The organism is Dialister sp. (assembly GCF_036343215.1).
Taxonomy (GTDB): domain Bacteria; phylum Bacillota; class Negativicutes; order Veillonellales; family Dialisteraceae; genus Dialister.
The window spans coordinates 51672-65281 of record NZ_JAZASU010000001.1 but is presented as its reverse complement, the minus strand read 5'-3'; the positions used below and the strand labels follow the sequence as shown (position 1 = coordinate 65281).

The 13610-nt window shown below is 43.0% G+C and carries 10 protein-coding genes, 1 tRNA gene and 1 pseudogene; 4 read left to right on the top strand and 8 right to left on the bottom strand.

Annotation, left to right across the window (positions count from 1 at the left end):
* Nucleotides 1-212 precede the first annotated feature (212 nt).
* Entirely contained in the window at nucleotides 213-659 is a 447-nt protein-coding gene (locus VZT47_RS00310; RefSeq protein ID WP_330222984.1) for a histidine kinase, read from the bottom strand.
* Between the two features lie 75 nt (nucleotides 660-734).
* On the opposite strand from VZT47_RS00310, the pseudogene VZT47_RS00305 reads away from it, so the two are divergent.
* The 3 genes and pseudogenes from VZT47_RS00305 to VZT47_RS00295 form a co-directional block, all read left to right on the top strand.
* Nucleotides 735-1178, top strand: a pseudogene (locus tag VZT47_RS00305) (nucleoside deaminase); the annotation flags it as partial.
* Nucleotides 1179-1243: 65 nt separating this feature from the next.
* A tRNA-Ser gene (locus VZT47_RS00300) sits at nucleotides 1244-1332 on the top strand.
* A 76-nt stretch (nucleotides 1333-1408) separates the two neighbouring features.
* Nucleotides 1409-3145 (top strand): DUF4127 family protein, encoded by a 1737-nt coding sequence (locus tag VZT47_RS00295; protein WP_330222983.1) that lies wholly within the window; start codon nucleotides 1409-1411, stop codon nucleotides 3143-3145.
* A 104-nt stretch (nucleotides 3146-3249) separates the two neighbouring features.
* Here the strand turns inward: VZT47_RS00295 and recN are convergent, their stop codons facing one another.
* Both recN and argR read right to left on the bottom strand, forming a co-directional pair.
* Nucleotides 3250-4929: a DNA repair protein RecN gene (gene recN, locus VZT47_RS00290; protein ID WP_330222982.1), complete on the bottom strand. Its 1680-nt coding sequence runs from the start codon at nucleotides 4927-4929 to the stop codon at nucleotides 3250-3252.
* A 13-nt stretch (nucleotides 4930-4942) separates the two neighbouring features.
* A complete protein-coding gene (gene argR, locus VZT47_RS00285; RefSeq protein WP_330222981.1) occupies nucleotides 4943-5398 on the bottom strand; it encodes an arginine repressor in 456 nt (151 codons plus the stop codon).
* A 320-nt stretch (nucleotides 5399-5718) separates the two neighbouring features.
* Between argR and speD the strand changes: the two genes are divergently transcribed.
* Nucleotides 5719-6213 (top strand): S-adenosylmethionine decarboxylase, encoded by a 495-nt coding sequence (speD, locus tag VZT47_RS00280; protein ID WP_330222980.1) that lies wholly within the window; start codon nucleotides 5719-5721, stop codon nucleotides 6211-6213.
* Nucleotides 6214-6334: 121 nt separating this feature from the next.
* On the opposite strand, the gene pheT is transcribed toward speD, so the two are convergent.
* From pheT to VZT47_RS00255, 5 genes are all read right to left on the bottom strand, one after another.
* Complete coding sequence (gene pheT / locus VZT47_RS00275; RefSeq protein WP_330222979.1) at nucleotides 6335-8806, bottom strand: phenylalanine--tRNA ligase subunit beta; 2472 nt, start codon at nucleotides 8804-8806, stop codon at nucleotides 6335-6337.
* Between the two features lie 19 nt (nucleotides 8807-8825).
* Nucleotides 8826-9839, bottom strand: a complete 1014-nt coding sequence (gene pheS, locus VZT47_RS00270; protein WP_330223155.1) for a phenylalanine--tRNA ligase subunit alpha — start codon at nucleotides 9837-9839, stop codon at nucleotides 8826-8828.
* A gap of 545 nt (nucleotides 9840-10384) precedes the next feature.
* Nucleotides 10385-11521: an acyl-CoA dehydrogenase family protein gene (locus VZT47_RS00265; protein ID WP_330222978.1), complete on the bottom strand. Its 1137-nt coding sequence runs from the start codon at nucleotides 11519-11521 to the stop codon at nucleotides 10385-10387.
* A 167-nt stretch (nucleotides 11522-11688) separates the two neighbouring features.
* Nucleotides 11689-12903: an ABC transporter permease gene (locus VZT47_RS00260; protein ID WP_330222977.1), complete on the bottom strand. Its 1215-nt coding sequence runs from the start codon at nucleotides 12901-12903 to the stop codon at nucleotides 11689-11691.
* Nucleotides 12900-13610, bottom strand: coding sequence for an ABC transporter ATP-binding protein (locus VZT47_RS00255; RefSeq protein ID WP_330223154.1), 711 nt, complete (start codon nucleotides 13608-13610; stop codon nucleotides 12900-12902). The genes VZT47_RS00260 and VZT47_RS00255 overlap by 4 nt, the downstream gene beginning before the upstream one ends.

Genomic DNA, 13610 nt, shown 5'->3' with positions numbered 1-13610 from the left:
AGTTGCAAAAACACAAATGGTATAAAAGAATATATTATTGAAAAGTCATTTAAATTTCTTTTTCAATAAAATTAAAAGCCTCCTGAAGATTTGAATTGATGAAACAAAACTGTAATATCAAGTTCAAATTTCAGGAGGTATATTATCCGCTCACGATGCGGGCATGCATTAAGCCATTGTGTAACTTCAGATTCCTAAGCAGAAACTGCCAATCAGTTCCAGGCTTCTTTCATGATATTTTTGTATTCACTGTTCAGATGGTCTACAACTACATCAAGTACCACACGGACAATTTCCGGATCAAAGCTGTCATTTGTGCTCGGCAGGCAGGCATCAAGGAATACAGAACCATCATCAGCAGCCACATACTTGAATACTTTATAGCTTCTGTTAAGAGTATTCAGGTATTCCAGGAATTTGTTCTTATTGCTTTCTTTAACGAGTTTGCTCCCAACCTGTACGCGGATGATCGTATAGATTGTACTGTCGGTAATAATCCCCATAGGAATAGTTTGTCCTTCTACCTGGATATTAGACTGGAATACAACGGTATCCGCTTCATCATGAACTTCATTTTTAACAAAGAAATCCATCTTGTTTGCGCTGGTATACTGTTCAAATTTCTTAGCTTTAAGGTTTACTCTTTTTTCTTCAGCCATATTTATCACCTTTCTGAATAAGCAAAACAACTGTATTTATTTTAACCTGCCCGGACTTTAATTTCCACTATATTTATGGTACTTTATAACAAGAAAATCAGTTTTATACGGAAGGATAGGAAATTGAACGATCAGGATTACATGAAGCTGGCGCTGATGGAGGCGGAAAAAGGGGCCCGGGAAAATGAAATACCCATAGGTGCTGTCCTTGTGTGGGATGATATGGTCATAGCGGCCAACCATAACCGCAAGGAGCAGTATAATGATCCTACCGCTCATGCGGAGCTTCTTGTTCTGAGAGAAGGAGCAGAATTCCTGGGTTTGTGGCGTTTGACGAAGGCAGTTCTTTATGTTACCATAGAGCCGTGCCCGATGTGTGCCGGAGGATTGCTGAATGCCAGGATTAAACGTCTTGTTTACGGCTCCAGCAATAAGCAATATGGAGCCATTCAATCCAGATTCCATATTCATGAAGCAGACGTTCTGAACCATCATATAGAAATTGCGACCGGCATTCTGGCGGATGAGTGCCAGGATATACTAAATCACTTTTTCCATGAAAAAAGGGCATACGGAATGAATCAGGAGCAGTATCGAAGCGGTCATAACGAGGCGGACTCGAAATCCGTTAGCCTCTAGGGGCCCGTGGGTTCGAATCCCACCTGCTCCGCCAAAAGCAAAGCACCTGTTCAGGTGCTTTTTTATTTCCTATTCGAGCCTCACAGTCTTTGATTTCAGGAGGTAATAAATTGATAACTCGCAAAAAGGTCCTTGCTTTAGCGCTGACAGCTTTATTGACCGGACTTTATGCCGATACGGAAGCAAAAACAATCCTGCTGGTACCGCAGGACGATCGTCCTGTCAGTCTGGATTACACAGTATCCACTGCAGAGAAAGCGGGATATACGATTCTGACCCCGCCAAAGGCTTTTTTATCCGGGAAAAATTATCGTGGCTACCCTGATCAGATCTGGAGCTGGGTTCTTCGCAATATGAATCGGGCTGATGCTGCCGTAATTTCCACCGATTCCCTGATATATGGCGGCCTTGTAGACTCGCGTAAGCATAATGAGGATCTTTCCACATTGATGGCCCGGGAAAATAAAATCCGGCAGCTCCACATACGCTTTCCCAAGGTCCCCATTTATGGATTTGGAACCATAATGAGAACTCCCTACGCCTCCAAAAGCGGTGTAGAGCCCTATTACTACAGCCAGTACGGGAATGATATATACCGGCTTTCCGGATTGCAGGATAAAATGGATAATGGGAGTATTACCACGGATGAAGCCGGCGAACTGCTTTCCCTTAAATTATCAATACCGACTGAATACCTGCAGGACTGGTTCAAGAGACGCACAAAAAACAACACCATCAATCGGATGTTAATCAAGGATACCCGCGATGGAGTTTTCACCTATTTTTGCGAAGGCCATGATGATAACAGTAAAAATTCACAGTCCTCCCTTGAATCCCGCTATCTCTCCATCGATGCTTCCAAACTTTCAGAAACAAAGTATGGTTCATTTCCCGGTGCCGATCAGCTGGCATTACTCCTGATTGCACGTTACCATAACGATGTAAACCATTTAAAGCCTGCCTTTTCTATCATTTATCCCCTTGGTCGGGCAGAAGATACGATTCCAAGTTATGAAAGCCAGCCCATAGGAAAAACAATCAGTGAACATATCGCTGCTGTTGGGGGTACAATGGCGGGTAAAAAAGTTCCTGATATCGTGCTTGCGGTCAATACCCCCATCAGCTCTACGGGAGAATCAGGACAGTTCAGTAACTTCGGAATGCTCAAGCAAAGCACTACTGATTTTGTAAATGAAATCAAGAACATCACAGAACGTTCCATTCCTGTTTCTATAGTAGATGTATATTTCGCAAACGGCTCAGATAATACCCTGATGAATCTGCTCAGCAAAAATGACCTTTTGTACAGGGTAGCAGCTTATAACGGATGGAATACGGCCTCCAATACAATAGGCTATGCTGTCGCGCAAGCCATTCTTGCGTCGGAAATGTCCGAAGCTGATCATAAGAATATGCTGACGGAACAGTATATTGATAACTGGGCCTATCAGGCGAATGTTCGTAAGAACATTGCAAGAATTACGGAAAAAGAAACAGACAATCTGGTTCCCACGCCAGAAATCAAAGAAGAAATGATTGCGGAAGTTCAGGAATTTGCAGCTAAAAAATTAAAGCTTAATCCGGCAACGGTTTCGGCCAATTTCCCCTGGAACCGTCTTTTTGAAATCAATGCGCTCGTTTCCCCGATTCCCGGATATCCCGTATATCAGACCAGGGCCATCAAGCAGAAAATTGCAGAAGAGAAGGCTGCCAGGGAAGCAGAGGAAGCTGCAAAGAAGTCTAAAACTTCTGCACAGAAAAAGTTTTCTCCTGCCGGGAAAGAATTAGCAAGTGCTGATTCTTCAGAAAATTCACAGGATATTTCCACAATTGTTATTAATAAATGAAAACAGCCTGCCTGCAGACAAGTTTTACAGGAATGTCAAAAAGGCACCAGAGCGCATAGCTTTGGTGCCTTTTTGATCATTTTTTCATAATCGTTTTTCAGCTGTCAATTCCATCGGTTTTGAGATGATTTAACTTTATTTCTCATTTCTATGGCCGATTCAAGCGCACTTGAGGAGGAGGTACTGCCGGATATCATCAGGGCAATATCAGAAACATGCTCGTTATCATTCAGCAAAACTGCCCTGGTAGCAGTACGTCCATTAGAGACAGACTTGACAATTTTATAATGCCTGTCGGCTGCGCAGGCAGTCTGCGGGAGGTGTGTAATGCAAAGGACCTGAATATCCTTAGATAAAAGCGCAATTTTCTTTGCTACCTGCAGTCCAACTCTGCCGCTGATCCCTACATCGATTTCGTCAAATATAAGTGTCTGCTGACTGAGAAGTTTTGAAATGACAATTTCAATAGACAAGGCAATACGGGAAATTTCACCACCGGAAGCCGTATCCCTCATACTCCTCAGGGGCTCACCAGTATTGGCGGAAAAGTAAAATTCCATTTCCTTAGCGCCATTTGGTGTCGGTACATCTGCAGGAACAAGATGCAGTTCCATTCTGGCATTTTCCATACCCATATCATTAAGGGAGCGGATAATTTTCTCCAATATTCCTACAGCCGCCTCTTTCCTGATTCTATTCAGCGTATCAGCCTTATTCATAACTTCCTGAGCAAGCTCTTTGTATTTTTTAGTTAGTGCACCATTATCAAAAATCAGTTCCTTCAAAGATTCATATTCGCTCTTTGCTTTTTTCTCATAAGTCAGAACATCGGAAATTTCAGGACCATACTTTCTTTTCAATTCAAGAATGACTTCATTCCTGTCCTGCAGAAGATTTAAATCCTCCTCTGAAAAATCAGAATCCGCAGCATAGGACTCAAGACTGCTTACCGCATCCTCCAGAGCATAAGCAGCAGAATGTATAGATTCCAAAGCACCGTTCAAAGCATCATCAAAGCGGACAACACCGGATAATTCATGTTCCGCTCTGGCAATCACGTCTTGAGGTCCCCTTTCGTCCATAATCATATCAAGCGCATTATGTACTGAACGGATTATTTTTTCATGATTCTGAAGTACTGAAAGTTTTTTACTGACTTCCGCATCTTCTCCTTCATATAGATTGGCTGAAGAAATCTGATTCAATTCCCACTCCAGAACATCAAGTCTCCGTTCCCTCTCCTGCTTTTTCAGGTCATAATCTTCCAAAGCGTCCTTTAATTTCTTCCATTCATTATATAAATTACGGTAATCATTATAGACCTTCACTATTTCCGGTGAAGCTGAATCAATCATCTTTTCGCAGAAAGGAATGGACAGGAGCTCTATATTATCGTTCTGTTCATGAAGACGTATCAGCAGCTTGCCGATGCGTTGCAGCTGTTTCACAGTACAGAAATTCCCGTTTATGGTACAAATACCGCGGCCTGAACGATTCAATTTCCTTGAAATAATAATCTGTCCTTCTTCTGAATCAATACCTTCCTGCCTTAAGCTGTCTATCACAGAAGAATCAGCATCAAAAACACCTTCCACCTTAAAGAAGTCAGTGCCGGTCCTGATCAGGTCGGTTTTCGCCCTTCGTCCGGTTAATACAGCCAGCGCATCAATCAGGATAGATTTTCCCGCACCGGTTTCCCCGGTGAATACCGTAACACCTTTTCCAAAATCTATAACGGTATCCTCTATAATTGCAAAATTAACGATATGAAGGCTTTGAAGCATGGTAGCACCTGCCTTACGATTTCAGCATGCCCTGAATATGTTCTAGCAGAACAGGTACATCCTCAGGCTTTTTTAAAATAACAAGGACTGTATCATCACCTGCAAGGGTACCGATAATTTCCCCATTTTTAGAATGATCTATTGCAAAGGCGACAGATGATGCGGAGCCGGGAATTGTATGAAGAACCACAAGATTCATTGCCGAATCAATTTTGACGACAGCTTCCTGAAATAAAATGGCAGTATGACTTTTGGACATAACGCTCTCCTTCTCACTGGATAACGAATAACGATAATGACCATCCCTATATGGTGTTTTCACGAGCATAAGATCCTTGATATCTCTTGAAACAGTGGCCTGGGTAACGATAATTCCTTCTTTTTTCAAAGCCTCAGCCAAATCTTCCTGTGTCTCTATAACCTGGTTCTGGACAATTTCTTTTATTTTCATAATTCTATATCTTTTCATCAGAATTCTCCTTTCCTGGTTGAAGAATTAAGTAACAGGTTCCAGATTATTTAAATTCATTGACAAACCATTCAGAATATTGAATCAAGTTGTATATTTATTAAATTTTATAGCATTTTTCGCATAAGGTCAAATTTTATTGCATAAAAATAAATTTCTTCTTATAATACAAATGGCTCCCGGACTCGAACAAATATCCCAGCTGGTAAAATTCATTTTTGTATTTCATTTTTTAAGTGGCGAGTTTCCAAAAAAACTGCATAAAAATAATAATATCTGATATAATTTAGAAAACAGGCATTTTTAAAGAGGTATACGGAATGGATAATTATATAGGCAAACATTTACTGATTGATTGTTACAATTGCAGATCAGATGAAATAAGCTCTTCTGAAAACATTCTTCATGTGCTTGAGGACTCCACAGAAAAAATCGGCATGAAAATCAATGATACTTTTTATCATGAGGATACTGATGAAATCATTGCGGCAGCCTACGGAATCAAATCCCATGTCTGCATTCATGCCTATCCCCTGATTGGGTTTGCAGCCGTCGATATTTACAGTTTCAGCACAGATTTAATACCCTCCCGCACTATGGCTGTTTTACGTTCGACACTCCATCCCGAGAAAATAAGGGCAACTTCCGTTAAAAGAGGCAACATTAATCCGGACATGAAACCATCAATAAAGTCAAAATCGACAGCCCTTCATAAGTTTAAAAATACAGGCCAGCAGGTGAAAAATGCCGGTCAGAAAGTCGCAAATTACATGCGCCACAAGACTGATAAACGGGATACCCTGGGACCGGAGTGATGCATATTTTTCTCTGAATATTTCAAAACAGCAAAACCCTCAGGTTCTATCTTTCAGATAGAACCTGAGGGTTTTTATCATTGCCGTCTGATATTCAGAGAATAAACATCCAGGAAATAAATCAGGAACGAAGAACGATATCGGCCTTCCCAAGTTCCTTCACGATATGTTCAATCCATGTATCCACTTCTCCATCAGTCAGGGTACGATCTTCGGCCCGGAAAGTCAGATTAAAGGCCATGCTCTTGTAGCCTTCCTTGACCTGTTCGCCCTGATACAGATCAAAGAGACGAAGCAGTTCAAGATGTTTGCCTGCAGAACGGCGAATGATCTCCATTACATCACTATTGGAATACTTGAAAGGAACCAGAAGAGACAAATCCCTGTCAGAAGCCGGGAATTTCGGAATCTTCTTATAATCAATGGTTTCGTCAATAAAATTCATCAGATGAGGAATGAAAATAACAAATCCGTATACATTCTTTTTGATTCCCCATTTGTCAAGAACTGACGGATGCATTTCACCAAAGGACATCAGGACTTTTCCATCCTTTACGAAATCAGCAGAAATTCCGGGATGGAATACCGGATAAGAAGAACGGCGAATTTCATAATTTGTCACATTCAACGTAGTGAGAACATTTTCCATAATGGCTTTAACATCATAGAAATCATATTTTCTCTGATCATTCGGATAACCGGCTTCCTCCGGTGTACCGCAAAGAAGGCCGGAGAACAGTTCATATTCATAAGGCAGCTCGGTCAAAGGCAGCGCTTTAGGCTGATAAACATGACCAGCTTCAAAAACAGCCACCTCTTCATTTTTCTGGGAAAGGTTATAGACAAGTGTATGCATGAGCCCTGGAAGGAGTGTGGTGCGCATATCCGGATATTCATCTGAAATCGGATTCATAATCGGTATGGCATTATAGACCTTGTGATTAGCAGGAAAATTCAGTTTTTCAAGATCTTTTTTATCCATAAAGCTGTAATTTACAACTTCGGACAGTCCATTAGCCAGAAGGCAGTCGGTGATACGGAAAATCGCATCCTGCTCTTCAGTCATTTTCCCTTTGGCAATAGCGCTCCAGGGAGTGGTAATCGGAATGTTTTTATAGCCATATACACGGGCAACTTCTTCTGCCAGATCCGGCATACCTTCCAGGTCAAGGCGAAAATCCGGTACTGTTACGGTCAGGTTTCCATTATCATTTTCTACTTTAAAATAAAGATTGGTAAGGATTCTGATAACCTGATCTGCAGGAATCTGCTCACCGATATATCCGTTAATTTTGTCAATAGTAGTCCTGATTATCTGCGGCTGTGCCTTAACCGGATATTCATCCAGCATTCCGGCTGCTGTGGTACATGCGCCCTGTTCCTCAAGAAGCTGACAGATCCTGTTAATCGCCATTTCAGATCTTGCCGGATTAATGCCTTTTTCATAACGGCCGGAAGCTTCAGAACGGAGGCCAAGCCGACGGGATGTTCTTCTGATGGAAGCTGAATCAAATACAGCTGCTTCAAGTAATACATTTTTTGTATCTTTTGTTACTTCGGAATCAAAGCCGCCCATGACACCGGCAACACAGGCAGCTTTATCATCACCATCAGCAATGACAAGATCGGAAGGATTCAGATTTCTTAACTGCCCGTCCAGCGTAACAATACTTTCTCCTTCATGCGCATGACGGCAGGTCAGGGAGTGACCAGCCACTTTGTCATAATCATAGGTATGAAGAGGCTGTCCGATTTCGAGCATCACATAGTTGGCAGCATCGACAACGTTATTAATTGGTCTGATTCCGTTACTGCGAAGCCGGTTTTCAATCCATTCCGGGGAACGAGCGATTTTTACATTTTCAAGGAGCCTGCCACAGAAACGTTTGCAGTAAGCGGGGTCTTCGATATGGACGGAAGCTCTCCCCTGAATTGGTGTACTCTCTTCTTTCACTTTAATTCCCGGAAGGTTGACTTTGCGTTCAAAAATTGCCCCGACTTCAAGCGCCATACCGATCATGCTGAAGCAGTCCGCCCTGTTCGCAGTCAATTCCATTTCATAAACAATATCATCCCGATCATACAGTTTATGAATATCAATGCCGATCGGCGTATTTTCCGGCAGAATCAGAATGCCATCCTTGTTGAGAGCAGGGAAAAGATTGGAATCCATGCCAAGTTCGCCAAGAGAGCACATCATGCCTGCAGACTTAACCCCACGAAGTTTTCCTGCCTTGATTTTGATATCACCATAACGAAGTCCGCCCGGAGCCTTTGCATCATGCGCAGCAGGGACATGGGCACCACTCAAAGCAACAGGCACAATCTGCCCAACAGCTACATTTCCCGCACTGGTTACAATCTGTACAGGTTCATCCTGTCCCACGTCGAGCTGGCAGATCTGAAGATGATCCGCATCAGGATGCTTTTCAACAGATAAAATTTTCCCAGTTACAACACCTTTAATACCGCTGCCCAGGCGTATCACGTGCTCTACAGGAATCCCATCGACAGTCAGGGTTTCTGCCATATCATCCGGATCCAAACCTTTAATATCAACCAGAGTTCCCAGCCATTTTAAAGAAACGTTCATCTATTTTATCTCCCTTCCATTAGAACTGCTTCAGGAATCTGACATCATTTTCGTAGAAGTTTCTGAGGTCATCAATCCCATAAAGCAGCATGGCAATTCTTTCAATACCCATGCCGAATGCAAAACCACTGACTTTTTCCGGATCATACCCGTTCAGCTTTAATACCATGGGATGAACCATGCCGCAGCCAAGAATTTCAAGCCAGTCAGGATCCCCATCTTCTTCACCGGTTCTGGCGGCAAAGGAAATATCAACTTCAGCTGACGGTTCAGTAAACGGGAAATAGCTGGCCCTGAATCGAATCTTTGTATCAGAGCCGAAAAGATCTTTCAAGAAAATTTCCAGTGTTCCTTTCAGGTCCGCAAAGCTGATTCCTTTGTCCACGACAAGCCCTTCAACCTGATGGAATACGGGAGAATGAGTGGCATCGTTATCCCAGCGGAATACTTTTCCGGGAGCGATCATGCGGATTGGAGAATTCGGTTCATGTTTTCGGAGTGTCCTGGCCTGGACCGGGGATGTATGAGTACGAAGAAGAATATCCGGAGTAATATAGAAGGAATCCTGCATATCCCGGGCAGGATGATTCTTTGGCAGGTTCAAACATTCAAAATTATAGTAATCCTGTTCAATTTCGGGTCCTTCCTCAACAGAATATCCCATACGCACAAAGGATTTCATAATTTCACGGAGAGCCTTGTCCAAAGGATGGATATGACCCACTTTCTGGTGGCGGGCCGGAAGTGTAATATCCACCGTTTCCCGTTCAATTTTAAGCTGCAGTCTCTTCGCCTTCAGTTCTTCCATTTTGTCGGCAATGGCAGCTTCCACGTTTTCTCTGACCTGATTGGCCAAGGCGCCGATTACAGGACGCTGCTCCGCAGAAACATCTTTCATTCCTCTAAGAATAGCAGTAAGTTTACCTTTCTTTCCGAGAAAGAATACTTTTGTATCCTGCAGGGTCTTTTCATCCATGGAACCGGCGATTTTATTCTTTGCATCTTCCTGGAGCTCATTCAGTTCTTCCGTCATGAAGGATACAATTTTATTTCTCACCTGATCAGCAAGAGAATCAAGAGACACTTTATCGTCCTTGTTCAGTTTTTTAATGTCATTAAGAAAAGCCGTCATCCCATCTTTGATAGAATCCAGGGTTTCTTTCTTTTTTGCTCCGTCATTGCAGACTTCAAGTAATTCCTGAGCTTTGGCTTTCAGCTCATCAAGCTTGTTCTCCATTACAATACCTCCTGAAAATATAAGTGAAGACCGTTAAAAGCCGGTACAAAAGCAGCTGTCATTAATTAAAACACAAAAAAACTTCGCCCCTGAAGGGGCGAAGTCATTCGCGGTACCACCCTGATTTTGTACTCGAAAGCTTTAACGCAGCCTTACGTCCAGCCTACTCCATTCAACTGGCAGCTCCAAAGTGAATCAAGTCCCGATCCTTCTTCCGGTGTCCCACTATCACCGGATCCCTGAGAGAATTCTCCAGGACTCTTTCTTCTTCATCGCTTCAAGTTATAAGACTATTTTAACATCACTATTTAAAAAGTCAAACAGAAAATGAAATAAATTGATTAATACATAGCCGCATTCGCGATGACCAGACGCTGAACCTGGTTAGTGCCTTCATAAATCTGCATGATCTTGGCATCACGCATATATTTTTCATTTGGATTTTCCCGGGAATAACCATTACCACCCATAACCTGTACAGCTGTAGTTGTAACTTCCATAGCTGCATCTGAAGCAAAGCATTTGGACATGGCAGAAAACAGACCGGCTTTCTTGTCGCCCTTCATCTGCATCCAGCAGGCTTTGTACACAAGAGCTCTGGCAGCTTCTGTTTTAGTCACCATATCAGCAATCATCTGCTGAACCATTTCAAAAGAAGCAATCATCTGTCCAAACTGTTTTCTCTGGTGAGCATAATGAATTGCATTTTCCAGAGCAGCCTGGGCAATGCCAACCGAAATAGCGCCCACTACAGGCCGGGACTTTTCCAGTGTTTCCATGGCAAGACGGAATCCCATCCCTTCCCTGCCGATTCTGGCAAAAGCAGGGATAAAGCAGTTATCAAAAATAATTTCCGAAGTAGCAGAGGCACGAATCCCCATCTTATCTTCTTCTTTGCCAATAGAGATCCCCGGAGTATTTCTATCTACCAGGAATACAGTAAGACCACGGATACCACCAGATTCACGGGTATTGGCAAACAATGTAATTTTATCTGCAATAGGAGCATTGGTGATAAAACATTTCGTACCATTTAAAACATAACCGCCATGCACTTTGCGGGCACGACAGGAAACAGCACCGGCATCAGATCCGGCACCGGGTTCTGTCAGTGCGAAGCAGGACATCCCCCCCTGATTCAGGCAGTCAAAATAACTCTTTTTCTGTTCATCATTACCGGCAATCAGTATCGGGAATGAAGCCAGTGAATTGGCAGCACAGACAGTAGCTACTCCGGCGCATCCTTTTGCCAGCTGTTCAGCAATCATGGCTATAGTCAAAAGATCCAGTCCCGCACCGCCGTACTCCTTCGGAACGGACAACTGAGTCATGCCGGACTGTTTCAGAGTATGGAGCAGTTCTTCATCCATAACGCCGCTTTTATCAATCTCCAATGACCGGGGAGCTATCTCATTTTTAGAAATAGTTTCAGCCAGTGAAATAAGTTCCTGTTGTTCTTCATTAATTGAAAAGTCCATTTTTCCCCCTTTAAATAAGTCCCGATACTGCCTGGCAGCATCTTTCCGTCTAATAATATAAAATCATTATCTTCTCAATTAAGATTATATCAAGAAATCAGATGATTCTCTACTGCCATAAAATGTTCACAAAATGAAAAGGATTAAGAAGGCAAAAATCCCATGACTTATTCATAATGGAGTGCATCAATAGGATTCAATTTCGCCGCTTTCTGTGCAGGATACAGTCCAAAAACAAGACCAATCAATACCGAAAACATGAATGAACCTAAAATAGGTGTCACCGCAAGAACCGTGGATAAGGTTGTCAACATTGGAATGACTTTGGATGCGCCTATTCCAAGCAATACGCCAATCAGGCCGCCTGCCACGCTTACTGTAACAGACTCGATCAGGAACTGTACAATTATCATGGTATAAGTAGCTCCCAGAGCTTTCCGGATACCAATTTCTCTCGTTCTCTCAGTGACCGAGACAAGCATAATGTTCATAATGCCGATTCCGCCGACAAGGAGGGAAATAGCCGCAATACTGCCTAAGAAGATAGTCAATGTCTGCGTGGTGGACTTCATGGCAGCCATCAGGTCCTGGGAATTGGAAATAGAGAAATCATCTTCCTTTCCCGTCTGGATGCGGTGCCGGGTTCTGAGGAGGCTCGTCACATCTGATTCGATCTGGCTTAAATCATCAGCATTATCAGATGTAATGACTATATTATTCACATAGGTGATATGAAGCATACGTTCCTGAACTGTAGTGAACGGAATCAATACGCGGTCATCCTGATCCATGAAGGAGTATCCTTTTTCCTCCAGAAGACCGATAACAGTAAAAGGATCCCCATTGATGCGAACCTTCTGGCCTAAGGGAGACTCCTCTCCAAACAGTCCTGCGGCCACCGTTTTGCCTATAACGCAGACTCTGGCCCGTGAGCTGTATTCTTTTGTGGTCCAGAATCTCCCTTCCTGTACGAAAAGGCTGGAAATCCTGGCATAATCTTCCGTACAGCCATAAATTCTGGTCGTCCAGTTTTTATTCCCACTCACCAGGAGATAGCTGTTATTCACAAGAGGTGCTGCATAAGTGATGTTGGGGAGATTCTTAATAGCAAGATAATCCTTGTATGTCAGAGTCTGCATAGAACCTGCGGCTGCCCGGACACCGGGTTTTCTGCCGGTTCCCGGAGTAACGGTAATCGTATTTGAACCCAGACTGGAAATATCACTTGTAATTTTATCCTGGACCCCATATCCGATGGACATCAGCGCAATAACAGCTGCCACACCTATAATGATTCCCAGCATGGTCAAAAGTGATCGCATTTTATTGCTGACTATAGAGCCCCAGGCCATAAGTATGCTTTCGAAATATATATTCGTCATGGCAGCGGCCCCCTGATGTCTTTACTGATGTGACCATCAGACAGAATAACGTGTCTCGTAGCATAACGGGCCACATCTAACTCGTGCGTAACCAGAATAATGGTTTTCCCATCCTCATAAAGTTTTGAGAAAATTTCCATGACTTCTCTGGTCGATTTACTGTCAAGATTGCCTGTCGGTTCATCGGCCATAATAATAGCAGGATTATTAATGAGTGCCCTGGCAATGGCAACGCGCTGACGCTGGCCGCCGGACATTTCTGCCGGCATATAGTAAATACGTTCACCAAGACCTACAGAATCAAGCATGGCAACAGCCCGTTCTTTTCTTTCATCTTTATAAAGATTCCCATAAATCATGGGCAGAATGACATTATCCAGTGCCGACAGGCGCGGGAGCAGATTGAAACTCTGAAATACAAATCCAATTTTACGATTTCTCGTATATGCCAGTTCACTGTCATTCAGATTGGCTACTTCTCTGCCATCCAGCATATATGATCCTTTCGTAGGACGGTCCAGGCAGCCAAGAATATTCATCAGGGTAGACTTCCCGGCACCGGAAGGCCCCATGATGGAAACAAATTCGCCTTTTTCAATATCCAGATCGATATGAGTCAATACCGGTACTTCTTCGGTACCGATATAATAACTTTTCCCGATGCCGCGAAGGCGTATAACGGTCGGCGCATTATCCTGATTTGCCAT